The 23,775-nt window shown below is 68.4% G+C and carries 20 protein-coding genes; 12 read left to right on the forward strand and 8 right to left on the reverse strand.

What is annotated here, in order from left to right:
- Positions 1–3: 3 nt before the first annotated feature.
- Positions 4–477 carry a hypothetical protein gene (locus QHF84_RS36150; RefSeq protein WP_281318085.1) on the forward strand — a complete coding sequence of 158 codons (474 nt, stop codon included), beginning with the start codon at positions 4–6 and terminating at the stop codon, positions 475–477.
- Position 478: 1 nt separating this feature from the next.
- Here QHF84_RS36150 and QHF84_RS36155 read toward each other — a convergent pair whose 3' ends face one another.
- The 6 genes from QHF84_RS36155 to QHF84_RS36180 form a co-directional block, all read right to left on the reverse strand.
- Positions 479–2,317, reverse strand: a complete 1,839-nt coding sequence (locus QHF84_RS36155; RefSeq protein WP_281318086.1) for an EAL domain-containing protein — start codon at positions 2,315–2,317, stop codon at positions 479–481.
- Between the two features lie 83 nt (positions 2,318–2,400).
- The gene (locus tag QHF84_RS36160) at positions 2,401–4,173 is read right to left on the reverse strand and encodes a serine/threonine-protein kinase (protein ID WP_281318087.1); all 1,773 of its coding nucleotides are present in this window, start codon (positions 4,171–4,173) and stop codon (positions 2,401–2,403) included.
- A 42-nt stretch (positions 4,174–4,215) separates the two neighbouring features.
- Positions 4,216–4,611, reverse strand: coding sequence for an MAPEG family protein (locus QHF84_RS36165; RefSeq protein ID WP_281318088.1), 396 nt, complete (start codon positions 4,609–4,611; stop codon positions 4,216–4,218).
- 72 nt (positions 4,612–4,683) lie between these two features.
- A complete protein-coding gene (locus QHF84_RS36170) occupies positions 4,684–6,774 on the reverse strand; it encodes a hypothetical protein (protein ID WP_281318089.1) in 2,091 nt (696 codons plus the stop codon).
- Between the two features lie 161 nt (positions 6,775–6,935).
- The gene (locus QHF84_RS36175; RefSeq protein WP_281318090.1) at positions 6,936–8,084 is read right to left on the reverse strand and encodes a hypothetical protein; all 1,149 of its coding nucleotides are present in this window, start codon (positions 8,082–8,084) and stop codon (positions 6,936–6,938) included.
- A 73-nt stretch (positions 8,085–8,157) separates the two neighbouring features.
- Positions 8,158–8,505: a hypothetical protein gene (locus QHF84_RS36180; RefSeq protein WP_281318091.1), complete on the reverse strand. Its 348-nt coding sequence runs from the start codon at positions 8,503–8,505 to the stop codon at positions 8,158–8,160.
- A 166-nt stretch (positions 8,506–8,671) separates the two neighbouring features.
- Here QHF84_RS36180 and QHF84_RS36185 point away from each other — a divergent pair, with 166 nt between their 5' ends.
- Positions 8,672–9,838: an MFS transporter gene (locus tag QHF84_RS36185; protein ID WP_281318092.1), complete on the forward strand. Its 1,167-nt coding sequence runs from the start codon at positions 8,672–8,674 to the stop codon at positions 9,836–9,838.
- Between the two features lie 103 nt (positions 9,839–9,941).
- On the forward strand, positions 9,942–11,774 hold the full coding sequence (glmS, locus tag QHF84_RS36190; RefSeq protein WP_348652912.1) for a glutamine--fructose-6-phosphate transaminase (isomerizing): 1,833 nt from the start codon (positions 9,942–9,944) through the stop codon (positions 11,772–11,774).
- A 42-nt stretch (positions 11,775–11,816) separates the two neighbouring features.
- On the opposite strand, the gene QHF84_RS36195 is transcribed toward glmS, so the two are convergent.
- Entirely contained in the window at positions 11,817–12,227 is a 411-nt protein-coding gene (locus QHF84_RS36195; protein WP_281318094.1) for a DUF2795 domain-containing protein, read from the reverse strand.
- Positions 12,228–12,427: 200 nt separating this feature from the next.
- On the opposite strand from QHF84_RS36195, the gene QHF84_RS36200 reads away from it, so the two are divergent.
- The 3 genes from QHF84_RS36200 (at position 12,428) to QHF84_RS36210 (ending at position 15,346) form a co-directional block, all read left to right on the forward strand.
- On the forward strand, positions 12,428–12,670 hold the full coding sequence (locus QHF84_RS36200; protein WP_281318095.1) for a hypothetical protein: 243 nt from the start codon (positions 12,428–12,430) through the stop codon (positions 12,668–12,670).
- A 369-nt stretch (positions 12,671–13,039) separates the two neighbouring features.
- Complete coding sequence (locus QHF84_RS36205; RefSeq protein ID WP_281318096.1) at positions 13,040–14,167, forward strand: serine hydrolase domain-containing protein; 1,128 nt, start codon at positions 13,040–13,042, stop codon at positions 14,165–14,167.
- A gap of 252 nt (positions 14,168–14,419) precedes the next feature.
- Positions 14,420–15,346 carry a hypothetical protein gene (locus QHF84_RS36210; protein ID WP_281318097.1) on the forward strand — a complete coding sequence of 309 codons (927 nt, stop codon included), beginning with the start codon at positions 14,420–14,422 and terminating at the stop codon, positions 15,344–15,346.
- A 9-nt stretch (positions 15,347–15,355) separates the two neighbouring features.
- Here the strand turns inward: QHF84_RS36210 and QHF84_RS36215 are convergent, their stop codons facing one another.
- Entirely contained in the window at positions 15,356–15,706 is a 351-nt protein-coding gene (locus tag QHF84_RS36215) for a hypothetical protein (protein WP_281318098.1), read from the reverse strand.
- 223 nt (positions 15,707–15,929) lie between these two features.
- On the opposite strand from QHF84_RS36215, the gene QHF84_RS36220 reads away from it, so the two are divergent.
- From QHF84_RS36220 to QHF84_RS36245, 6 genes are all read left to right on the forward strand, one after another.
- The gene (locus QHF84_RS36220; RefSeq protein ID WP_281318099.1) at positions 15,930–17,066 is read left to right on the forward strand and encodes an AraC family transcriptional regulator; all 1,137 of its coding nucleotides are present in this window, start codon (positions 15,930–15,932) and stop codon (positions 17,064–17,066) included.
- Positions 17,067–17,225: 159 nt separating this feature from the next.
- Positions 17,226–18,548: a PAS domain S-box protein gene (locus QHF84_RS36225; RefSeq protein WP_281318100.1), complete on the forward strand. Its 1,323-nt coding sequence runs from the start codon at positions 17,226–17,228 to the stop codon at positions 18,546–18,548.
- A 114-nt stretch (positions 18,549–18,662) separates the two neighbouring features.
- On the forward strand, positions 18,663–19,868 hold the full coding sequence (locus tag QHF84_RS36230) for a porin (protein WP_281318101.1): 1,206 nt from the start codon (positions 18,663–18,665) through the stop codon (positions 19,866–19,868).
- Between the two features lie 149 nt (positions 19,869–20,017).
- Positions 20,018–21,199 carry an acyl-CoA dehydrogenase family protein gene (locus QHF84_RS36235; protein ID WP_281318102.1) on the forward strand — a complete coding sequence of 394 codons (1,182 nt, stop codon included), beginning with the start codon at positions 20,018–20,020 and terminating at the stop codon, positions 21,197–21,199.
- 12 nt (positions 21,200–21,211) lie between these two features.
- The gene (locus QHF84_RS36240) at positions 21,212–22,351 is read left to right on the forward strand and encodes an acyl-CoA dehydrogenase family protein (protein ID WP_281318103.1); all 1,140 of its coding nucleotides are present in this window, start codon (positions 21,212–21,214) and stop codon (positions 22,349–22,351) included.
- Positions 22,352–22,469: 118 nt separating this feature from the next.
- A complete protein-coding gene (locus QHF84_RS36245; protein ID WP_281318104.1) occupies positions 22,470–23,624 on the forward strand; it encodes an STAS domain-containing protein in 1,155 nt (384 codons plus the stop codon).
- The last annotated feature ends 151 nt before the right edge of the window (positions 23,625–23,775 follow it).

Below are 23,775 nucleotides of genomic sequence, written 5' to 3' on the forward strand. Positions count from 1 at the left end.
ACCATGGCTTTTCTTGCGAAGATCCCTTTGCGTGGCCTCATGGCCATGACGGCCGGCCTGCTCCTGTTCGTGGCCTGCGGCGACGAGGATGGCAGCCCTTCGGACGGCACCGGAGGCACGGGCGGCTCCGGAGGCACGGGCGGCTCCGGAGGCACGGGCGGCTCGCTCGCAGGCGCGACCAAGCGCTGCGGGCAGAACGTGGGGTGTCAGGCCGGCGAGACGTGCAAGCTCTCGTTCATCGAATGGGGCTACGATTGCGCCTGCGAGAACGGCAAGCTCGTGTGCGACGCCTGGTCCGGCGCGGCCGGCCCGCCCGCCGCGCCGCCCGAGGAGCCCGGGATCGAATGCGTCGATTCATATTGCCAGGACAATAACCTCGCCTCGTCGTGCTCGTTCGCGAGCGCCACGTGCAACTACGAGGTGATGTGCGACCTGGGGACGGGGATGACCCAGTCGGTCACGGGCGAATGCCCGTAGCTCACTTCCCGTCCGGCAGCACCAGCGTCGCCAGCACGTCGCCGATCGGCTTCGGTTTTCCGTAGAGCCAGCCCTGGGCATAATGAATGCCCATGTTCGAGAGCATGTCCGCCATCGGCTGCGTCTCGACCGATTCGGCAACCGTCTCGATCCCCAGCATCCCGCCGATGCGCTGCACGCTCTCCACGATCGCCCGGTGGAGCGGGCTGTCCAGCATGCTCCGCACGAACATGCCGTCGATCTTCACGTAATCGACAGGCAGGCTCTCCAGATACCCGTACGACGCGTGCCCGCTGCCGAAATCGTCGATCGCGAACCGGCAGCCCATCGCCCCGAGCTCCTGCATCATCCAGAGCACCTCCTGCAGGTTCGCGAACGCCGCCGTCTCCGTGATCTCGAAGCAGATCTTCGTCGCAGGCACCTTGTACTTGCCGAGCTGCTCGACGAGGAAATCGAGCAGCCCCTCGCGCAGGAGCGAGAGCGCCGAGAGGTTGATCGCGCACGTGTGCAGGTTCTTCAGGTGATCCTTCGGCAGCGCGCCGAGCGTCGCCAGCGTCCTCTGCACGACGTACCGGTCGATCTCGTCCATCATGCGGCTGTCCTCGGCCGCCTGGATGATCCCGACCGGCGACTCGAGCTGGCCCTCGTCGCCGACCACGCGCACGAGGACCTCGAAATGCAGGCCCCTCCGCTTCGTCGGCGGCAGCGCGTGGATCTCCTGCGCGAAGAGGCGCAGCCGGCCGTCCGCGAGGTGGCGCTGGATGCTCGCGACCCACTGCATGGCGCGACGGCTCCGCGCCATGTCCTGGTCGTCGTTCATGTAGATCTGCAGGCGCCCGCGGCCGCTGTCCTTCGCCAGCCGGCAGGCCTGATCCGCGGCGCCGAGCACCTCGGCCGCGCGATGGAACTCGGCGCCGAACGGCACGAGGCCCATGCTCGCCTCGACCGGGAACGTCTTCTTCTGCCAGCCGAAGCGGAACTCGTGCAGCGTGCGCTGGAGCTTGCGCACGACCTGCTCGGCTTCGAGCGTGTCCCGGCCGTGGAGCAGCACCACGAACTCGTCGCCGCCGATCCGCCCCGCCGCGTCCTGCGGACCCATGATCTCGTGCAGGCGCGTCGCCACCCACTGCAGGAGGTCGTCGCCCGCGTCGTGGCCGCACGTCGTGTTGACCAGCCGGAACCGGTCGAGGTCGAAGTACACGAGCGCGTGCCTGACGCCGCGCTCGCGGCTCTGCGCGAGCGCCTGCTCGATGCGCTCGGCGAAGGCGTGGCGGTTCAAGAGGCCCGTCAGCGCGTCGTAGCGCGCTTGCCGCGCGATCTGGAGCGAGAGGAGCTGCTCGACGTTCGCGTCGCGGAACACCACGAGTTTGCCCGCGCGCCCGGTCGCGCCCTCGGCCGCGGTCGTGATCCCCGTCGTGTGACGGATCGCCACGATCTGCCCGTCTTTTCGCTCCAGGAGGGCCGTGTGCCCGTGCAGGGCCGTGGGGACCGGGACCTGGCTGCTCGTCAGGTTGTCCGAGGGGAACGGCGTGGGGGGCGAGACGGGCCGCACGCGGAAGACCTCGTCGAGCGGGGCGCCGCGCTTCTCCTCGAAGCTCTCGCCCGTGAGGCGCTCGGCGGTCGCGTTCATGCGCACGAGGCGGCCGTCGGCGTCGGCTTCCATGAGCGCCACGCCGAGCTCCGACAGGCTCGCGTCGAGTCCGAAGAGCGGCGCCTTCGGCAGCCACGAGCGGGTGCGCCACTCGCGCGTGTCGCGGCGCTCCTCCTCGTCGTCCTCTTCGAGGTCTGCCTCGATCTCCTCGGGCTCGGGCAGATCGTTTTTCGTATCTGAGCTCGTCACGTTGGCCAATACTACCTATAGCGAAAGCCGAGCGTTTCGTCGCCCGCCAAATTCCGAGCGTGGCGGGCCGTCCGTGGCCGCCGTCATTGCTTCACTTCGAACTCGACCTTGGTCACCTTGAACTCGGGCGCGCGTAGCTCCTTGGATCGCGTGGAGCCGGTGGGCATGCGACAGAAGATGCGTTGCTTTCCCGCCTCCACGACGACGTCGACCGGCGTCACACCGTAGTACACGCCATTGACGGTGACCTTGCAGGTACCTCCCTTGGCACGGATCAGGAGTCGCCCGTGGCCCTTCGGGATCGGCTTCCAGCCCGAGGGGCGCGGCGCCTGCGTGGCGCTCGGGGCGGCCGCGGCTTCGTCCGCGAGGATTTCGATCGGCGTTTCGTCCGGGACTGCAGCCGCCATCTCGTCCGGCGTGAGCGCCGTCCCCGCCGCCGTGGCCGCTCCCGTCGAATCGGGCGAGGTCGTCTCGGGCGGAGCCGTGGCCACCTCGGGATCCGGCGAGCGGCGCGACGCGATGAGCACGATCGCGAGCAAGAGGCCCACGACGAGCACGCCGATCACGGCCGCTTGCACCTGCCGGGTTCGTCGGGACGCACTCGGGTCGAGCGGGTTCGGAGGCTCGCGCTCCGGCGCGGCGGCGCCCGGCGGCGCAGGGAAGGGCGCGGCCGCGGGCGGCTCCGGGAGCGGGGCGCCGAGCGGCGCGGCGGCCGAGGCGTCCGCGGGTGGTTGCGGCGTGGCCGCTTCCGGGAACGTCGGCATCGAGACGGGCGGCGCGGTGGGGCCTCCCGGCACGAGCGGCGGAGGTGCGGACAAACCAGGCGAGGAGGCCGGCGCGGCGGGGACAAACGGGGGCGCGGGCAGACCGGGCGAGGACGTCGGCGCAGGCGGCACGCCGCCCATCGGCGGCGCCACCGGCAGCGGCGTACCCAGGGCGTTCACGCTCGGGAGCGAGCCACGCGGGGCGTCCGGCAGGCTCGGCGACGGCGCCGCCGGCATGCCGCGGCCACTCGCGACCGACTGGAACGCCTCGGCGAGCTCGCGCATCGTCTGGAACCGCTCGTCGGGGTTTCGCGCGAGGGCCCGCTGGAAGAACGCGTCGATCGCGGGCGGCAGCTCCGGCACGAGCGAGGTCGCCGGCGGCAGGCGCGCGGAAAAGACCTGCACCATCACCTCGGCGAGCGTGTCGCCGGGGAAGGGGATCTTGCCCGTCAACGCGCGGTAGAGCACGACGCCGACGGACCAGAGATCGCTGCGCACGTCGGTCTTCTTCGAGCTCCGGAGCTGCTCGGGGCTCATGTAATGCGGCGAGCCCATGAGCTCGCTGGTCTTCGTGGCCTCGCCGAGGGACATGTCCGTCTCCTTGGCGATGCCGAAGTCGAGGATCTTCACGACCTCGACCTCGTCGTCGTCGTCCCGAGCGAGGAAGACGTTGCCCGGCTTGAGATCGCGGTGGACGATGCCGGCCTCGTGCGCCTTGCGCAGGCCGCGGCTCATCTGCTGCACGATCGGCGCGAGCGCCGCGAGCGAGAGCCGGCTCTGCGCGAGGATGCGATCCTCCAGGCTCTCGCCGCGCAAAAGCTCCATCACGAGGTAGGGCGTCTCGTCCTCGATGCCGTAGTCCTGCACGGCGACGACGTTCGGGTGGCGGAGGTGCGCCGCCGAGCGCGCCTCACGCTCGAAGCGCGCGCGCGCGGCCTGGGACGCGGCCGACTCGGTCGAGATGAACTTGATCGCGACGTCGGTCTGGAGCGTGACGTGCCGCCCGACCCACACCGAGCCCATGCCCCCGGACGCGAGGGGCCGCTCCAGGCGGTATCGACCCGCGATCACGGTCCCCGGCGCAAGCAACATCGAACTCTCCGGCCCTCCTCGACGCGGTGGCCCCGGAGCCTATCACAGGAGGGTGGTGATCACGCCGTAGATCGATCCGATGAGCAGGCCCATGTTGCCGAGCATCGTGATCCCGAAGCCCGGGCCGCGTTTCTCCGCGGCCTGGTAGTAGCCCCACGCGTAGATGATCCGGCCGAGGATCCAGACGGCGCCGAGCCCCGCGGCGACCTTGGGGCTCGTGAACAGGGCACAGATCCACAGGGCCGGGAGAAACGGGATGATCTGTTCGACGGTGTTCTGCTGCACCCGCAGCCGGCGCTCGAAATCGGGGTTGCCGGAGGTCTGGGGCGCCGGGACGTTGAATTTCGTGCGGGCAAGGCCGACGTTGATCGTGAGCGCGAAATACGTCACGAGGGCGACAATCGTCGTCAATGCAGGCAGGGCGAGGTCTTTGGACATGGGAAGCACGTTGTACCGCGGCGCGGGCCCCGGGGGAAAGCCCCGCGCGCGCCCGCGCCGCGTACCTCGGGATCACTTGTCGAAGGCGGCCCCGATCTTCTCCCAGACGGCCGGCGCGACGCCGACCTCGAGGTGCCCGAACGGGACGCCCTCCTGCTTCGAGCGGGAGGCCTTCGCGTCGGCCGACCAGCCCTGCGTGAGCTGATCCTGCGCGGCGATGCTCACGTCGAAGAGCACGCCGTCGCCCTTCGGATCGCAGGTGGGGCACTCCATGCCGTCGATCTCGAAGATCGTGCCGGGCGCGCCGGGCTTCTGGCCGTGCACCACGTAGAGGGAATCGAGGTCCGGGCTCAGGCCGTGGCCCTTCAATCGCTCGATGAAGTTGCCGCCCATTTCCATGACGGCCTCGATGCCGATGCCGTCCATGAGCGTGTACGTCGCGTATCCGAACGAATAATCCTCGGCGTGCGCCGTGTCGTAATAGGCGTGCTTCGCCTTGCAGGGCGAGGTTTGCGGCTCGTAGGAGGTGGCGCGGCAGGTGATGTGCGCGTCGTCGTCCTCGATCCACCCGGCGGGGACGCCGGCCGGGTTGTAGGCGAGCTTGTACGTGTTGACCCAGGCGCGCCACTTCGATTCGTCGGTGTCGAGCTCGGACCAATCGTACGACGCCGGATCATCCTGCCGGTTCGGCAAGGGGTAGAACTTGCGCAGGTCGTAGGCCGTCTGGAGCTGCCCGAGGTAGGCCGAGACGTACGCGCCCGACTCGTCGATCGAGCCCCACATCGCGTGGTTGTACTGATCGAAATCGAAGTCCGCGCCGCTCACGCCCTCGGCCACGTTCAAAGCTTCGAGGCTCTTCTCGGAGACGGGTTTGCCCTCGGCGTCGAGGCCCGTGATGTTCGAGGTGTAGATGCGCGTCCAGAAGTCGGGCCACGTCGCGCCGCGGTTCTCGCAGGCCGAGTAGGCGTACGGGTTCGGGAAGATCGAGTTCGGCCCGGAGGCATAACCGAACGTCACGCATTGCACGGCGCTCATCCAGCCCCAGGTCACCGGGCCCTGGCCGATCGGCGCGGCGTCGGGCGTGCTGTAGATGATGAGGTTGTTGAACGGGTGGCGGAAGTTCAGGTCGATGCCGAGGTGCGGGCCGGAGAGCGCCACGTAGGTGCGCACGTCCTTGCGGAAGGCGGGCACGTTCTTCGCGGAGTCCGCCGCGACGCGCTCGAAATGCTTCGAGCCCCAATCCTTCCAGCTCGAAACATTCGAGAGGTAGAGGTCGGCCGAGAGGACGCCCTTGCTCCAGGCCACGATGTCGACCTTGGGCTGTCCCACGAGCGAAGCGACGCGGCGGATCACGTTCGCCAGGTTCGTCGCCTGGTTGAAGTTGTCGCCGTGGAACGTGCCGAACGTGAGCGCGTACGTGCAATGACCGCGCTCCTCGAGCCATTGCACGAAGCCCGTCTTTTGCGCCGTGCCCGGGTACGCGTTCCCCGCGCCGTCGTCGCCGCCGGGCAGGAGCCAGACGTTGCCGTTTTGCATGGCGCCGTGCACGAGCACGACGGGCGTCTTCGTCTTGTCACAGGAGAGCGACGCCGTCTTCGGGCCGTGGTGCAAAAGGACGAACCGCGCCTCGGGGCGCATCGGCCCCTTCTTGCCGCAGGCCGGCGCGCCCGATTTCCCCACCTCGCCGGCACAGGCGTCCTTGTAATGGATGTTGAAGCCGTCGACGAGCTGTTGATTCAGCGCGCCGAAATACGTCTTCAGCGCGTACGTGTCGTCCTCGAACGTGTCCTCCCAGCGGAGCTTCTGCGTGCGGATGTTGTAGCCCTCCGTGCGGTAGCGCTGGAGGCCCTCGACGAGCTCGATCTTGCCCCAGGACCAGGAGGGCGGGGTGATCTCGCCGACGACGCGGTAATCGTCGACGTATTCGCCGGCCGCGGGCGGATCGAAATAGGCGTCGTAAGCCGGGTCGAACGCATCTGCAGGGGGATACGGCACGCTGCCGCCTTCTCCGCCCGAACCGCCGCCGCCCGAGCCGCCGGGGCCATTCCCGCCCGAGGCGCCCTGGCCTCCCTGGCCGCCGGTCGCCTCGGGATCCGGGGTCGGGCCGCAGGCCGCCGCCAGAAGCAAAACAAGCACGCCCACGGAAACCTCACGCAAAGCCATGGCAAACCTCCAGCGCAATCGGTTCGAGGGTAGGCGCGCGGGTGCAGGAAGGCAAGCGTCGTCTGCGGCGGTGCAACACGCGCCCGAGACACGAGATCAAGGTTACGATGCGGGAGAGGTGAGAGGATTGCTGCGGTGCAGCAAAGGCTCCGGGCGGGGTGTTACTTGGCGTCGGGGAGCGGAATACGCACGAGGCCGGGGACGCCGCCCTTGTTGTACGTCGTATGCGCCGAGTTCGTGATGTAGAGGTAACGGCCCTTGCTCGTCTCGCCGATCGCAATGGCGGAGGGCTCGTAGTAGCCGTCCCCCTCCGAGAGGACCTGGGTTTGTCCGGTGAGCTGCACGCGGACGATCTTGTGCGCGCGGCGCGCGACGAGGATCATGCTCTTGTCCGCCGGATCCTCGATCAGGCTTTCGGCGCCGCCGAGGAGCCCACAATCGGGGCCCACGAGCGGGGTCGCATTGGCCTGGAACCCGAGCCCGCCGCCCCCGACCGGGACGAACCCGCCCTTGTAAAGAGCCGCCTTGTCGGCGTTGGTCCAGAAGTACGCGGCATTGGCCGCGCCGTCACCGGAGACGACGAGGCTCGTGATCCCCATCGATATTCCCTCGCCGTACGCGCAAGCGGACAGCGGGTCGCCCGTGAGCTCGTCGACGGGGCCCACCGTGTCGCCCACGACGCCCCCCGCTTTGACCTCGGTGAACCCCGCGGCTTCCGGGAGCGTGACGAAGCCCGATCCGAAGCTCGCGAACGTGATCGAGCGTGGGAATCTATTCGTGTCGCTCCCCGGAACCCACGTGGCCTCGCCGCCGCCCGGCGGGAACTTGTAGATCCCCGACTTGAACTGATCCGGGTTCTCGCTCTTCACCGCGACGTACACGATCTTGTTCGCGTCGATGCCGATGCCCTGCGGGAACGCGAGGCCCACCGGCCCCGGAATGGTGCCGAAATCAGTGACGGCGCCGGTCTCCAGGTCGACCTTCACGACCTTCGGGTTCACCGAGTAGCCCACGTACGCCGTGGTCCCGTCGATCGCGATGCCCTCCGGCAGCTCGCCCTGCACGGGGTCGAACTTCGCGACCTCCTCGGGGGCCACGGGGTAGACGATGCCGCCGCCGTCGCCGCCCGATCCTCCGGCGCCGCCCGAGCCTCCCGCGCCGTCGCCGCCTTCGCCTCCGCCGCCGGTCGGATTGTTGTTCGAGCCGTCCGCGCAGGCCACGGCGAGCGAGGCGAGCGCGACGCCGAGGCACGAGAGAACCACGCGCCCGAACGTGCGTTCGCTCGATTGCCGATCGTCCTTCGATTTCATGAAAAGACCTCCAGCCGGCGGAGGCTACCAGCCGGCCAGGTCGGGCCGCAAGCCGCGCGCGCGCGGCCCTTGATCAGGCGAGCTCGAGCTTGCCGTGATCGTCGCAATGCCCGCCGTGCGGGTGATGCAGGTGCCCGCCGACGAGGTAATCGACGTGATCTCCGTGCGGCACACCCTCGTGCCCGCACGCCGGCCCGTGCACGTGTCCCTGCTGGTGCCCGCCGCAGGCGTGCGAGGGCGTGCATTCATCGCGGTTCGACCGGTCCACCGCAATGACGTGTTCGTCCGTGTGATCGCCGTGCGTGTGGTGCAGATGCCCGTCGTGCAGGTAATCGGTGTGCCCCTGGTGCCGGATCGCCGTGTGACCGCAGCCCTCGCCATGCTGGTGGGCGTGGCTGCCATGCGTGGGGTGGTCGTGCATCGCTGTCCTCCTTCACACTGCCTGGCGCTTTCGATCGGACGACGGTACCCCCGCGTTCGCCGAGGCCCCATCGCGGGAATTTCCCTGCGATCGGGCGGGCTCGGCCATTAACGAGCGCTCTCCACGTTGCGGTGGCCCGTTCGGTCGCGCAAAGTGCGCGCCGCACGTGCCCGGCGTCGTCGCGCTCCGCCTCTACTACCTTGCGAGCTTCGCGGTGCTCGGCGTGTATTTGCCATTTTTCCCGCCGTGGCTCGCGTCCCGCGGCATCGAGGGCCTGTCCTTCGGCCTGCTCACGGCCACGTTCCCGGCGATGAGCATGATCGGCCCGCCCGTCTTCGGGCTCGTGGCCGACGCGCTCGGCCTGCGGGGTCATCTCCTCCGCGTCGCGTGCGCCGGGGCGTTCGCCGGGTTTGCCGGCGTCGCGGCGCTCGCGGGGGGCGGGGGCGGGAGCTTCGCCGCGTTGCTCCTGCCGGTCGTCGTCTTCGCGTTTTTCCGCTCCCCCATGTCGATGCTTGCCGACGTCGTGGCCCTCGAAGCGGCCCGCGAAGGGCACGTGCCCTACGGCGCGACGCGGCTCTTCGGCTCGATGGGGTTTCTCGTCGCCGCGGTCCTCGCCGGCGGGCTCGAGCCGACCTCCGCCGTGCAGATCCCGCTCGCCATCGCCGCGCTCCTGCTCGTCACGCTCGGCGTCACCTTCGCGCTCCCTTCCCGCGTCCCCGTCCCCGCGAGGCCCTCGGCTGCGCAGATCCGCGCCCTGCTCGCGAGCGCCGACGTGCGCCTCTTCCTCGCCGCCGCGTTTTTCGCGCAGGCTGCCTTCGCCTGTTACGACCAGTGCTTCTCGCTGCACCTGCTCGCGCGGGGCGCTTCGCCGCGGATCCTCGGCGCGACCTGGGCCGTCGGCGTCTTCGCCGAGGTCGTGGTCATGGCCAACGCGGGCGCCCTCGCCGCGCGTGTCCGCGCCCCTGTCCTCCTCGCCGTCGCGTACGGGGTCGCGGCGCTTCGATGGATCCTCATCGGGTTCGTCCCGGGCTTCTGGCCGCTCTTCGCGCTCCAGCCCCTCCACGGCATCGCCTTCGGCCTCGCGTGGATCTCGGCCCTCGCTTATGTGAAAGATCGTGCGCCGAAGCACCTCCTCGGGACGGCGCAGGGCGTGTTCGTGGCCACGGTCTCGGCGGGGTCCGTCACCGGCATGTTGAGCTGGATCCACGTCTATCGCCGCGGGGGCGGGGCCCTCGCGTTCGGGTGCGCCGCGCTCGTGTCCGCGATCGCCTGCGGGATCGCGATCGCCTTCGCGCGTCGCACGCGTGCGGGGCGGAACGAGGCTCCTCGGTAGCTCACGGAGGCGCGTTCGACGTCGAAGTTTTTTCGCTCGGAGGCGCGGCTCGGGTTACACCTCGGCAGCGGCGCGCGTGCCGCTCTCCGAAGCGAGGCATCCGATGTGCGGGATCGTGGGATACGTCGGGACGCGGCATGCGGCCCCCATCATCGTCGACGGGTTGCGGAAGCTCGAGTACCGGGGGTACGACTCGGCCGGCGTCGCCATCCATGACGGTCGTTCCATCGAGATTGTGCGGACGCTGGGCAAACTCGCGCGTTTGTCCGAGGCGCTGGAGAAGCGGCCCCTCGCGGGCTCGACGGGCATCGGGCACACGCGATGGGCGACGCACGGGCGCCCGAGCGAGGCGAACGCGCACCCGCACTCGGCCGGGCCGGTCGCCGTCGTGCACAACGGCATCATCGAGAACCACGTGGCCGTGCGGCAGGAGCTCGAAGCCGAGGGCGTGAAGTTCCTCTCGGACACGGACACGGAGATCGTCGCGCACCTCATCCACCGCGAGCTCTCGCGCGGCCAGAAGACGCTGTTCTCCGCGGTGCAAGCGGCCCTGCGGCACGTGGTGGGCGCGTACGCCATCGCGGTGGTGTCGCGCGACGAGCCGGACGTGGTGGTCGCGGCGCGGCACGGTTCGCCGCTCGTCGTGGGCCTCGGCGAGGGCGAGATGCTCTGCGGCAGCGACATCCCGGCGCTGCTTTCGCACACGCGCTCGATGATCTTCCTCGAGGACGGGGACGTGGTGGAGCTACGCGCCTCGGGGGTGCGTTGCGAGACCGTCGCCGGCGAGGTCGTGACGCGCAAGGCGAAGCACATCGACTGGAACCCGGTGCAGGCCGAGCGCGGGGGCTACAAGCACTTCATGCGCAAAGAGATCCACGAGCAGCCCGAGGTCGTCGAGGCGACCCTACGGGGCCGTATCGATCTCGCCGAGGGCGACGTCTACGCCGCCGAGATGGGCGTGCCGCCGGAGGTGGCGCAGCAGATCCGGCGCGTGTACTTCGTCGCCTGCGGGACGAGCCACCACGCGGCGATCGCCGGTCGTTACTGGATGGAGCAGCTCGCGAAGGTGCCCTCGGTCGTAGAGCTCGCGAGCGAGGTCCGTTATCGCGAGCCGCTGTTCTACCCGGACGATCTCGTGATCGCGGTGAGCCAGTCGGGCGAGACGGCCGATACGCTGGCGGCCGTGAAGGCGGCGAAGGCGGGCGGCGCGCGTGTCCTCGCGGTGGCGAACGTGCTCGACAGCGCGATCCCGCGGGCGGCCGACGGCGCGCTCTACACGCACGCGGGCCCCGAGATCGGCGTGGCCTCGACGAAATGCTTCACGACGCAGCTCGCGGCGCTCCTCTTGCTCGCGGTGTACATGGGCCGGAGGCGGAACGCGCTGCCGCAGGAGCGCGCGCAGAAGGTGCTGCAGGCGCTCTGGGAGATCCCGAGCCACCAGCGCGAGGTCCTCGGCGACGCCGATTACGTGCACGCCATCGCGAAGAAGCTCGTGCACGCGAAGGACGTGCTCTTCCTCGGCCGCGGGCTCGGCTTCCCGATCGCGCTCGAGGGCGCGCTCAAGCTGAAAGAGATCTCCTACGCGCACGCCGAGGGGTACGCGGCCGGCGAGATGAAGCATGGACCGATCGCGCTGATCGACGAGCAGCTCCCGGTCGTCGCGGTTTGCCCGCGCGACGCGCAATACGAGAAGATGCTCTCGAACCTGCAGGAGGTCCGGGCGCGCGAGGGCCAGGTCATCGCCATTGCCACGAAGGGCGACGAGCCGATGCTGGAGCTCGCGCAGCACATCGTGTGGATCCCGAAAGCGCCGGACGAGGTGCTCCCGCTCCTCACGGTGCTGCCGCTCCAGCTCATTGCGTATTTCGTCGCGAACCTGAAGGGCAACGACGTCGACCAGCCGCGCAACCTCGCGAAGACGGTCACGGTCGAATGAACACGAGGGGGCACCTCGCGATCGAGGTGCCCCCGCACGGCTCTACGCCGCCTTCTCCTCTTTCTCGCCGCCGCCGCTGAGCCCCTCTTCCTTGAGGGCGCCGCTCACTGCTTGCACGACGTTCGCCATCGAGGGGAACTCCTCGTCCTCGAGGTCCTCGATGATCTGGCGCAGCGACACGGGCTGCCCCTTGCGATACTCGATCTCCTGGTTGCCCGCCCGCGCGAGCAGGTCCTTCTTCGTCACGGGGAACTCCATGCCGGAGAGCGCCTGCGTGACCGCGCCGATGCCGAACGCCGTCCCTTCGGGCGGTCCCGGCTTGTCGTACGCCTGCCCGCGGACCTCCTTCCGATCGCGGAGATCACGCTGATGTTGAACCTCCTTGCCGCCGAGGTGCCCCGCCTCCTGGACGGTCATCGTGCCCTTGCTCTCGTCCTTGTTCTTTTCGGCCATGGTCTGTCTCCTCGAGCCGGATGCGGCGCGGCTCGGCTTCGCCGCTTTCGTTGGGCACGCCAGGACCCGCGTCCAGGGTTTGGCCGAGTGATCCATTGAGGCTCGGCTCGGCGCGCTGCTGCGCGCGGCGCGGTTCGGTTCGGTCCTCGTCCCTCTTGCGGTCCGCGCTGCGGCGGGCATGAGACCCTGGGAGGAATCTCATGGCCCAGACGTGGAATCCCGGGGAACGAAACGAGCGAACGTCTCAGCCCGAGAAGCCGAGCGGAGGCACGCCGGCCGACGAGCCCGAGCACGGCAGGCCGCCGGTCGCATGGCAAGGGGAGACGCGGGTGCTCGAACCCAAAACGGTCGCCGACGAGCTTGTGGACGAGGCCTCCGAGGAGTCCTTCCCCGCCAGTGATCCGCCCGCCTGGACGCCAAGGAAATCCACGGGCGGCGGGTGAGCGACCATGCCGCGGGGCGCTCGGGGGCTCGCCTCGGCGAGCCGGACTCTGCCCCAAACCCCCAAAACCACGCACCCCCCCGACGAGGACCTTGCTGCCCACGTGAAGGTCGGCAAAATGTTGCGCTTGCGCGCGCCCGCTACGCGTGTGCCCGCGTGGCGCTTCCATCCCCTCCGCTCACGAAGAATCTCCCTTCTTATGGGCAAGTTCACGTCCCCCATCGATCGCCGTCGACTTCTTCAAGGGGTCGGGTCTCTGCTCTTCGCCTCGGCTTGTTGCCCGGAGCCTGCGTCGCGCGGCGCGGACACGCCCAAGCGGTCCACGTTTTCCACGGGGCCGCTCGTGCTGGATGTGCCGGAGAACGTAGGCATGTCGTTCGACAAGCTGGAGGACGTGTTCGCGCGCCTCGAGCGCCGCGTGAACGACGAAGCCTTTCCGGGCTTTGCGGCCCTCGTGGCGCGGCACGGCAAGATCGTCGCGCAGCACGCCTATGGAAAGAAGGTCCGCGGGAGCGTCGAGCCCGTGACGCTCGACACTCTGTTTGACCTCGAATCAATGACGAAGGTGGTGTCGACGGCCATTTCGGCGCTCGTCCTCGTCGACCGTGGCAAGCTCGGGCTCGACGATCCGGTCGTCAAATACCTGACGGGGTTCCAGGGGGCGGGCAAGGAGCGGGTGACGGTGCGTGACATGCTCCGGTATACGTCGGGGCTGCCGCTCGACCACCATGTCTTCGACGAGAAGCCGGACGAGATATGGCGGAAAATGGCGGCCACACCGCTCGAGTATCCTCCGGGGACGAAGGTCGAATACAGCGACCTCACGTATCGCCTGCTCGGCAAGCTCGTGGAGGCGGCCGCGGGCACGACGCTCGACGTGTTCGCCCGCGACGCCGTGTGGAGGCCGCTCGGAATGGTCGACACGACGTACAATCCTCCTTCGATGCTGCACCCGCGCATCGCGGCGACGGGCGCGACGCAGCGGCGCACCGCGGTCGTGCGGGGCGTGGTGCAGGACGATCAGGATTTCTTGCTCGGCGGCGTCTGCGGCTGTGACGGCGTGTTTTCCACGGTGAAGGACGTGGCCACGTTTTGCCAGATGGTGCTCGGCGGCGGCACGTACGATGGCAAGCGCATCCTCGGGCCGGAGCTCGCCGCCGCGATGGTCGCGAATCAGACGCCGTTCGTCGACGCGCGGAAGACGGACAACTCGCCGCTCGAGAACCTCATGTACACGCCGAAGGGGTATGGCTGGGAGCTCGTCACGCCGCGATTCTCGAGCGGCGGGACGCGCCTTTCGCCAGGCTCGTATGGCAAGACGGGCGGCGCGGGCACGTTCATGTGGGTCGATCCGTCGCGGCAGCTCTTCGCCGTCCTGCTCACGAACCACGGGCTTCCCATGCCATTCGACGAGCGCGGGTGGAATCGGCTCCTCGACGAGACGAGCTGCGCGGAGTTTTTCGACGGGGTCGTCGGGGCCGTGACCGACGAGGGGTAGACGACATCCGCGCCCACGCGGGGGGGCTCGCCGTGGTCGGCGGCAACGGCTGGGGTGGTTGTCGGATGCTCGCCGTGGATGTCGGCAACGGCTGGGGTGGTTGTCGAGATGCTCGCCGTGGATGTCGGCAACGGCTGGGGTCATTGTCGACATGCACGCCGCGCTTGCTGGCAACGGCCGGGGTCTTTGTCGACATGCTCGCGCGTGACGAGCGCCTTCCGGCCGCTCGCCTGATCGCGCTACCATCGCGCGATGCGCGCCTCCTTGGTGATTCCGTTTGCCCTGTGGACCTTCGCCTGCAGCTCGCCCCCGGTCGACACCTTCACCGGCGGCAGCGGCGCCGGCGCCGGCCCGATCCTCACGGGCGTGGGGGCGGGGAGCGGGAGCGGAATCGGCGGTGCAGGCGGTAACGGCGGCGACGCGGCGAGCGGCGGCAATGGCGAAGGCGGCAGCGGCGCCGGGAGCAGCAGCGGCGGCATGATCGTCGACCAGGACGGCGACGGCCTCGACGATGCATACGAGGCCTCCCTCGCCGAGAGTTATCTCCCCTTCCTTTCCCTCGACCCTGACGACGGCTGCCCGCGCGGCGGCATCGTGTATCGCGTCCGCCCGCATCCCGACAGCGCTGCGCGTATCCACATTGTCTACGACCACCTGTACGAGCGCGATTGTGGCCTCACCGCACACGCCGGCGACAACGAGGCGTTTGGCCTGACGATCGATCCGTCCGTCCCGCCGCCCGCCGGCATCCTCGCGATGCGCGCCGTCGGCCACCAGGCAACGATTTGTGAAAAAACGACCGAGTGTGGCGCCTGCGGGGACTTGCCCGCCTGCGCCACGGCCATGAAGGGCGGCGCTCCGTTCCCCGTCGTATTCTCCAGCAAGGACAAACACGCCGGGTACGTCAAGAAAGACACGTGCAATCCGTTCCTCGCTTGCCTCGACACCTGCACGCTCGCGCCTACGAGCGACGAGCCGCCGATGGTCAATGCGGGCGAGCCCGGCGCGCCGCTCGTCTCGAACCTCACGACGCAAGGATTCATCAATGCGTCAAACGGCTGGACCGAGCAGGAGCTCTTCGACGTCGACCCGTGGGAGCCCGAGAAGGATTTCGGCGGCGCGGGGAACGTGGCGGGGGATCTCGTCGATCCGGCGTTCGTCCCGCCGGCGTGTCCTTGACGAGCCCTTTCACGGGCACGTCTGGAGCGTGCACGACGTCGGCGTCGTGCAGATCCAGCACTGCGTCGCCGGCAGGAAGGGATCGTTGTACGGGGCGCAATCGAAGCGGAATTCCTTGTAGTAATTGCTGAAGTCACCGTCGGACTCGTCGTAGCGCCAGTCGCACTCCATCTTGGACCAGCCGATCACCACCTTGTGCGTGCTGTCGCTGTAGTAGGTGCGATAACTACCGGACGACCGCAGCGCCTGCTCCGCGACGCCGGTCTCGCCTTCCTCCAGGGGTGCCGCCTCCTCCGGCGCGCCGAGGCACGCGACGAGAGACAACGCGAGACCAAAACCAGCGAGGATCTTCTTGAGCATGATCATTCTCCTTCCGTCACACGACACGCGGTCGCGTGGGACATGAATCGCGAACGCATCCGCGCGGGGCCGCCAATGCGGCGCTGCCCCCGCGCCCTCCGCGCTCACCGATGAAATCGAGAATGCCTGCCCTTTCGACTTCTCGCCAGTGTCCGCTCGCGACAATGTTGTTGCGTTCGCCGACACGCGCAGCAAGAAACCAACGCCGACACCCCTCGCGCCGGTGGCATGGACAGACGTGATGGATACGTACACGACCGCGGAAGACGAACGCGCAGGCGAGGCGTCCCGCCTGGCAGAGCAGCACCCGCGCCCCCGATCGCTCGGCGCGCCGGAGGTGACGAGCACGGTGCACGCAGGCGCCTTCCGGCACGTCGTGAGCGTCCTCGAGGGCGCCGGCCTCGACCCACGGCCGCTCCTCGCCGCGGCGGGCGCCTCCGAGGCCGATCTCGCGGATCCCGATCAGCGTATCCCCATGGCTCGGTACGTGGCCTTGTGGCGAATCGCGGCGCCCCGCTTCCCGAAGGGCTCGCTCGGCCTGACCTTCGGCGCCAGCTTCGAGTTCGATCACGGCAATTTGCTCACCTACATGGCGGCGCACGCCGCCACGCTCGGCGAGGCCGTGCTGCAAGCCGACCGCTATCGGCATCTCGTTCATGAGATGCTGCTCCCCACCCTCGACCTCTCGGGCGGCGACGCCCGTCTCCGCCGAGCGCTGCACCCATCCATCGGCCGGATCGGCGCGATGGCGGAGTCGATCGCAGCGACCTGGGTGAAGAGCCTCAGCCTCTACGTCGGCGAGGCCTTTCGGCCGCGCGAGGTCTGGTTCCAGCACGCGGCCCCGCGGGATCTCCGCCCCTACGACGAGGCGTTCCGCTGTCCGGTGCGCTTCGAGATGCCGGAGACGCGGATGATCGCCGATCGCGAGGAGCTCGATCGGCCGCTTCGCCTCGCCAATCCGCGCCTCCGCGCCTACCTCGAGGAGCAGGCCCGGATCCAGCTCGATAGCCTCCCCCACGACAGCGGGCTCGCCGATCGCGTGCGTCGCCTCCTCGTCGAGGAGCTACGCGGCGGCGCCCCCTCGCAGGATCACATCGCCCGGCGCCTCGCGCTGAGCCCGCGCACCTTGCAGCGCCGCCTCAAGGACGAGGGCGTCGTCTTCAACGACCTGCTCGACGAGCAGCGCCGCGCGCTCTGCGATCGTTATTTGCAGGATCGATCCCTCTCGATCCAGGAGATCGCCTTCCTCCTCGGCTACACGGAGCGCAGCAGCTTCTATCGCGCCTTCCGCCGCTGGACGGGCCGCACCCCGCAGGAGCTGCGCAAGGCGGACCGGGAGGAGACCGGGACAGGCCTCTGAGAGGGGGCTCCCCAGGCTCACCGAGCTTTTCGCCGGTCATCACGGGCCGTCGTCGAACGTCGTAGCATCAATGCCGTCATCGCGTGGAGGACGTCTGCGCGGCTGCATTGCAGCTTCATCCGCGTGGAGCTCCGGGGCACGGAGCCTGTCTTCATTACGGTGGGACAGGTCACGGAACCCGCGCCCTTCGATCTTGCCCGGACACAAAAGACCACACTGGGCGCACGATGTGTGTTTGACTCTGTCTCTCGAAGGGGGGCGTCATTCCCAATGGTCGTGCAGAAGTCTTCGCTCAGGCGATTATGGCCAGTGAGCTGCGGTCCGCTGTTCACCTTTGCCGCCGTCATCACTGTCGTGCTGGCGAAGAAGACTTTGATGGGAATCCCGAATCCGCCGGCGATCCTGGTCCTCGCGATCGTCCTCTCCGCTTATGTCGGAGGGATCGTCCCCGGGTTGATCAGCGCGACGTTCAGCTGGCTCTACATCGCGCTGTTCTTCTCGATTTCCGATCAGCCGTTCCACTACACGGCCGAAAACCTTCAGCGCGTCATCGTGTGGGCCATCACCTTGCCGACCACGGCGCTGATGGTCGGCGCCTTGAAGCGCCAGACCATGCGGCAGTTGTCCGCACTAAAGGAGAGCGAGATCCGGCTCCGGAGCGTCATCGACAACATGGTGGACGCGGTGTTCACCTTCGACCAGCGCGGCGCTATCAAGTCCGTCAATCCGGCGGCCGAGTACCTCTTCGGATACGGGCCGCAGGAGCTCGCTGGCCGGGACGTTTCCACGTTCCTCGTCGGGTCCAGTGCGCCCCCTCCCGGTGGAGGCGCGCCTGGCGAGTCTTTGGTGAAGTGCCAGCCGCTGGGTCTCGCGGAGCTGCCCGTCAACCGCCGCGAGATGCTTTGCCGGAACCGAGACGGAGTCGAGTTTCCGGTGGAGGTCAGCGTCGCCGAGATGGTCTTCGGCGCGGAGACGTTCTTCATCGGCACCACGCGCGATATCAGGGAGCGCAAACAGGCGGAGGAGGAGCGGCGCCGCGCAGAAGAGGAGCGGAGTCGATTTCAAGAAGAGCTCATCCGGGTGCAGGCGAACGCGATCGCGGAGATTTCCACGCCGCTCATCCCCGTCCGCAGCAAGATCCTGGTGATGCCGCTGGTTGGATCGGTGGACTCGCAGCGCGTGACGCGTGTGATCGAGGTCTTGCTGAAGGGCATCTCGGAGCACAACGCGCACAGCGCCATCCTCGACATCACCGGTGTCCCCGTGGTCGATACGCACGTGGCCAATGGGCTCGTCCAAGCCGCAAACGCGGCGCGGCTGCTCGGAGCGCGGGTGGTGCTCACCGGGATCCGGCCCGAGGTCGCGATGACCCTCGTGACGATCGGCGCCGAGCTCCACGGGGTCGTCACATGCAGGACATTGGAGCAGGGGATCTCCTTCGCGGAGGCCAGCAGCGGTAGCCGAGGACGGAGCCCGGGCTGAAGGCGCGGGGCTTCACCCGCCTACGGGCTCGTTGTTTTCCCTCGCGCGCGTCGGCCGAGCGCGCAGCGCTGGTATGTCGTCCCGGGAAGATACGTGATGTCGGGAAGATACGTGATGTCGTTTTGCGCTTTCGCCGTGAGCGCGGCGCTCTGGTCCGGGAGCGCCGCCGCTCTGGAGTCGAGACCTCCCGTGGAGTTCACCGGCTCCCCCGGCAATGGGGTGACGGTGAAGGTCGGCGATGTGTTCTCGTTCAATGCGCGGAGCCGGATCGTGCTCCGCTACCAGATCAACGTGCCTCCCGCGGATGATCAGGGCGAGCGGGACGTCCAGCAGCTCGTCAACATCGCGACGGCGCGCCTCTGGTTCTCCGGCCACGTGTATCGGCCCGAGCTGACGTACATGATCCAGCTCGCCCTCGGCGGTCGCGATTTTCGCGACGGCGCCGTCTCGCCGATCTTCCACGCCTTCATCGACTGGAAGATGCACCGCGATTTCAACATCCGGGCCGGGCAATTCTTCGTGCCGTTCGATCGCCTGCGCACCGTGGCCGTATTCGCGCTCCAGATGGCGGACAGGCCGGTGCCCGTCGACGAGCTGACGCTCGATCGCGACGCGGGCGTCACGTTTTATTCGGAGAACTTCCTCGGGAAAACGTCTCCGGTGGCGTGGCAGCTCGGCGTGTTCGGCGGAGGCGGGTCGAACCTGACGACATCGAGGGAGCCCGGCGTGCTGCTCACAGGTAGGCTGGAGCTTCGCCCGCTCGGCAAGATTGACGATGATTCCGAGGGCGATCTCGACCGCCGGAAGAAGCCGGGCGTTGCCCTCGGCGGCGCGCTCGCGGCGAACTACAACACGAACCGATTGCGGAGCACGACCGGCGCGACGTTTCTCGGCGGGACGACGGATTACCTGCACGCCGCGGCAGATCTCGTGTTCAAGTGGCGCGGCTTCGCGCTCCAGGGCGAGTATCTGTGGAAACGCGCGTCCACGGACCGGATCGCGTCCACGGACGAGGACGGAAACCCGCGCACGGAGTACACGCGCTCGGGCCAGGGCACGGTCTTTCAGGCCTCGTACGTGTTCGATCCGCCGATCGAGGTCGTGGCCCGGTTCTCACGATTGTACGCGTTCGGAGGGACGGACCCGAAGCTCGTGTCCGAGGTCCAGAGCCGCGGGCAGGAGATCGGCGTCGGGCTCAACTATTACTTCAACAAGCACAAGGCGAAGCTGCAAGCCGACTGGATTGCCCGGATGCCGCACGATTTCGATTTCGAGAAGGCGAACCACGTCGCCCACCTCCAGCTCGACGTGACGTTCTGAGAGGTGCCACACGCGCACGGGCGAAGGACGTGGCCGAGCGCCCTCGCCACCGTCTGGGTCGACAGCGACGGGACGAGCCCGAGCTCTCCGGACACGAGGGCCTTTCCTCCGGCGCCCGTTCGCACTATGGACGGAAGCCGGAGAGCCTGATGGACCTGTCCTTCACCCCCGAGCAGATCGCCTTCCGCGACGAGGTCCGCGCGTGGATCCGGGAGGCCATGCCTCCGCGCATCCGCGAGAAAGCGGCCGTCGACGGGCATTTCGAGCACGATGAAATCATGGAGTGGCACCGGATCCTCGCCGCGAAGGGCTGGGTCGCTCCGCATTGGCCCGCGGAATGGGGCGGCGCCGGGCTCGACGTCACGCGCCGCTTCATCCTGAACGAGGAGCTCGAGCTCGCCGGCGCCCCGGCGCTCTCTCCGTTCGGCCTCGTGATGGTCGGCCCGCTCATCCTGCAGTACGGCAGCGACGCGCAGCGCAAGCGCTTCTTGCCGAAGATCGTCGCGGGCGAAGAGGTCTGGTGCCAGGGGTATTCGGAGCCGAACGCCGGCAGCGACCTCGCCTCGCTCAAGCTCTCGGCCGAGCCCGACGGCAAGGGCAACTATGTGCTCAATGGCCAGAAGACCTGGACGACGTACGCGCAGTACGCCGACTGGATCTTCGTCCTCGCGCGGACCGACAAGACGGCGAAGAAACAATCGGGCATCAGCTTTTTCCTCGTCGACATGAAGACGCCCGGCGTCACGGCGCGGCCGACGCTCACGATCGCCGGGACGCCCGCGTTCTGCGACACGTTCTTCGAGAACGTCGTCGTGCCCGCGGAGAACCTCGTCGGCCCGCTGCACGGCGGCTGGACGCTGGCGAAGGCGCTGCTCGGCCACGAGCGCACGTACATCGCGGCGGTGGGTCTGTCCACCCGCGTCCTGCGCCGCGTGAAGCGAATCGCGGCGGCGACGAAGGAGCGGGGCGTGCCGCTCCTGGAGATCCCGGCGTGGCGCTCGCGGATCGCGAGGCTCGAGATCGAGCTCCTCGCGCTCAAGATGACGAACTACCGGGCGATCGCCTCGGCTGAGCTCGGGCACGCGCCGGGGCCGGAGTCGAGCATCCTGAAGATCCGCGGCAGTGAGATCAATCAACAATGTTACGAGCTCGCGATGGACCTGATGGGGCACGACGCGCTCTCCTGGCACAACGAGCCGGGCATCATTCCCGAAAACGAGGCCTCGGTCCCCCCGCAGTTCAACTACGCGCGCGCGGCCAGCATCTATGGCGGCAGCAACGAGATCCAGAAGAACGTCATCGCCAAAGCCATCCTCGGCCTGCCGAGCTGACGGGGACTCGCCATGAATTTCGACCTCACTCCCGATCAGAAGCTCCTCGAAAGCACCGTGGCCTCCTTCGTGAAGAAGGAGTCCCCCGTCACGCGATTCCGCGCCCTCCGGGAAGATCCCATCGGATGGAGCAAATCGCTCTGGAAGACGATGGCCGAGCTCGGCTGGATCGGCCTCGCCTTCCCCGAATCCGTGGGCGGCCTCGGCGGCTCGTTCGTCGACGTCGCGATCCTCCTCGAACAATTCGGCGCGGGCCTGCTGCCCGAGCCGTATGTCGCGTCCGTGCTCTCGGCGGGCACGGCCATCCTGCGCGCGGGCAGCGCCGAGCAACACGAGGCCTTCCTCGCGCCGCTCCTCGCCGGCGACACGAGCCTCGCGCTCGCGTGGGCCGAGCGCGGCGGTCGTTATGACCCGACTTGGGTCGAGACGACGGCAACGAAAAAAGGCGACGATTACGTGCTCCAGGGCGAGAAGATTTTCGTCCAGAATGGCCACGCCGCGGACGTGATCGTCGTCTCGGCCCGCACGTCGGGCGCTCCGGGCGATAGCGACGGCATCTCACTCTTCGTGCTCCCGCGGGAGACCGAGGGCCTGCGCATCACGCCGGTGAAGACGATGGACGGGCAAATGGCCGCCATGATCAAGCTCGAACGGGCGATCGTCCCGGGCGCGAGCCGCCTCGGGCCCGAGGGCGCGGCGGCGCCCGTGCTCGACGAAATCATGGATCTCGGCGCCGCGGCGGCGTGCGCGGAGGGGCTCGGCGTCATGCGCGCGGCCCTCGCCATGACCGTCGACTACCTGAAGACGCGCGAGCAATTCGGCGTGAAGATCGGCACGTTCCAGGCCTTGCAGCACCGCGCGGTCGACATGTTCGTGCGCACGGAGCTCGCGAAGAGCACCTCGATCCTCGCGAGCATCAAGGTCTCGGACCCCGATCCGGCCGAGCGCCGCTTCGCCGTCAGCGCGGCCAAGGTCGAGCTCGCCATTTGCGGGCGTTACGTCTCGCAGCAGGCCATCCAGCTCCATGGCGGAATCGGGATCACGGACGAGCACGATATCGGCTTGTATTTCAAGCGCATGCACGTCCTGAACGCCCTTTTCGGCGACGAGGAGCATCACCTCGCCCGCTTCGCCGCGCAGCCCGCTTTCTGAGCCCATACGCGCGCCCCCGGCGCGCTTGGGGCACGCCCCGGTCCCCTCATTCAGGATTGGCCTGAGCAGCCGAGCGCGTTCGGGACGCGTATCGTGCAGCATTCACCGGGGGGTGATCATGACGGACGTTCTTTTCGCGGGGGGCCAAGTCCCTGATCAACAGAGCCGTGAGCTCATTGTCGGCTGCGAGGTCGGCGGCGTGTCCGTGTCCTTCGATATGCAGAAAGGCATGGTGTCATGTGGCGGCGTTCCGTCCGTGATCATGTGGACCGAGACGACCGTCGCCGGCCTCATGCTCGGCCTTTCACGCATGGTGGGCGTTGAGCGATTCAACCTCGCGTTGCAGAGCGGCGGGCGCGACAGCGTCGAGGGAGATTGGGCGCACATCGCCGGTTTCGCCACGTTCGAAGAGGGGTTTGCCTCCCTCTCGGTCGTCGCGGCGGCGGCGGGCTGGGGGCTCTGGGAGCTCGTCTCGCTCGACCGCGCGGCCGAGGTGGGCCGATTCCGCTGCAAGAACGGCTGGGAGGCCAGTTACCAGCGCGCGCTCTCCGTGTGCTGGGGCTCGGGCATGATGGGCGGCAAATTCGCCGGGCTTTGCGCGCGCCTCTTCGGCAAGAATTGCTGGGCGCAGCAGGTCACGTTCCAGGCCAAGGGCGACGACGCGGACGAGTTCGTCGTGCGCCCCTCGGATCGCACGATCGAGGGAGACCTCGAGCGCCTGCTCGCCGCGGATGCCGCCACGCGCGCGGATCTCGCGGTCGCGCTGGAGCGGCTGCGGCAGGAGGTCGAGGAGCGCCGCACGACCGAGGACGCGCTTCGCCGCACCGAAAAAGAGAATGCGTTCCTCATCGAGCAGCAGGCGCGGACGATCGCGGCGCTCTCGACCCCGATCATCCAGGTATGGGAGGGCATCTTGACGTTGCCCATCGTCGGGCAGGTGAGCGGGGCGCGCGCGACGACCATCATGCAGGCCTTGCTCCACGAGATCGTCCAGCGAAGCGCGCACTACGCGATCCTCGATCTGACGGGCGTCGATACGCTCGACGCCGAGACGGCCGATCATCTCCTTCGTATCGTGCGGGCCGCGGAGTTGCTCGGGGCGCGCGCGATCGTGAGCGGCATCCGGCCCAAGGTCGCGCAGACCATCGTGGAGCTCGGGGTCGATCTCTCGGGGCTCACGACGGTCGCGGACCTCGAAGAGGGCCTCAAGGCCGCGCTTCGTTCGATGGGCGTACGCGCGCCGGGGCAGAGCGTGTCCTCTTCGCAGCGGTAAAACCTCGTGGTACCATGTGTTTCGCATGGTGCGTCGTGAAGAGATCGATCAAGCAGCCGGGACGCCGGCTCGCGGACCGATCTCCCGCTGCACGTCTCCAGCGGGTGAGAGTCCCGTCCGGGTAAGCGCCGGAGCGCCCGGTAGCAGGCCC

The sequence above is a fragment of the Polyangium sp. y55x31 genome, assembly GCF_029946505.1.
Taxonomy (GTDB): domain Bacteria; phylum Myxococcota_A; class Polyangia; order Polyangiales; family Polyangiaceae; genus Polyangium.

What these genes read in the sequence shown, in the direction of transcription:
- QHF84_RS36230 (WP_281318101.1), top strand. Translation starts at nt 18,663, where the DNA reads ATGTCGTTTTGCGCTTTCGCCGTGAGCGCGGCGCTCTGGTCCGGGAGC.
- QHF84_RS36195 (WP_281318094.1), bottom strand. Translation starts at nt 12,227, where the DNA reads ATGGCCGAAAAGAACAAGGACGAGAGCAAGGGCACGATGACCGTCCAG.
- QHF84_RS36240 (WP_281318103.1), top strand. Translation starts at nt 21,212, where the DNA reads ATGAATTTCGACCTCACTCCCGATCAGAAGCTCCTCGAAAGCACCGTG.
- QHF84_RS36175 (WP_281318090.1), bottom strand. Translation starts at nt 8,084, where the DNA reads ATGAAATCGAAGGACGATCGGCAATCGAGCGAACGCACGTTCGGGCGC.
- QHF84_RS36205 (WP_281318096.1), top strand. Translation starts at nt 13,040, where the DNA reads ATGTCGTTCGACAAGCTGGAGGACGTGTTCGCGCGCCTCGAGCGCCGC.
- QHF84_RS36210 (WP_281318097.1), top strand. Translation starts at nt 14,420, where the DNA reads ATGCGCGCCTCCTTGGTGATTCCGTTTGCCCTGTGGACCTTCGCCTGC.
- QHF84_RS36180 (WP_281318091.1), bottom strand. Translation starts at nt 8,505, where the DNA reads ATGCACGACCACCCCACGCATGGCAGCCACGCCCACCAGCATGGCGAG.
- QHF84_RS36200 (WP_281318095.1), top strand. Translation starts at nt 12,428, where the DNA reads ATGGCCCAGACGTGGAATCCCGGGGAACGAAACGAGCGAACGTCTCAG.
- QHF84_RS36160 (WP_281318087.1), bottom strand. Translation starts at nt 4,173, where the DNA reads ATGTTGCTTGCGCCGGGGACCGTGATCGCGGGTCGATACCGCCTGGAG.
- glmS (WP_348652912.1), top strand. Translation starts at nt 9,942, where the DNA reads ATGTGCGGGATCGTGGGATACGTCGGGACGCGGCATGCGGCCCCCATC.
- QHF84_RS36245 (WP_281318104.1), top strand. Translation starts at nt 22,470, where the DNA reads ATGACGGACGTTCTTTTCGCGGGGGGCCAAGTCCCTGATCAACAGAGC.
- QHF84_RS36165 (WP_281318088.1), bottom strand. Translation starts at nt 4,611, where the DNA reads ATGTCCAAAGACCTCGCCCTGCCTGCATTGACGACGATTGTCGCCCTC.
- QHF84_RS36150 (WP_281318085.1), top strand. Translation starts at nt 4, where the DNA reads ATGGCTTTTCTTGCGAAGATCCCTTTGCGTGGCCTCATGGCCATGACG.
- QHF84_RS36235 (WP_281318102.1), top strand. Translation starts at nt 20,018, where the DNA reads ATGGACCTGTCCTTCACCCCCGAGCAGATCGCCTTCCGCGACGAGGTC.
- QHF84_RS36170 (WP_281318089.1), bottom strand. Translation starts at nt 6,774, where the DNA reads ATGGCTTTGCGTGAGGTTTCCGTGGGCGTGCTTGTTTTGCTTCTGGCG.
- QHF84_RS36215 (WP_281318098.1), bottom strand. Translation starts at nt 15,706, where the DNA reads ATGCTCAAGAAGATCCTCGCTGGTTTTGGTCTCGCGTTGTCTCTCGTC.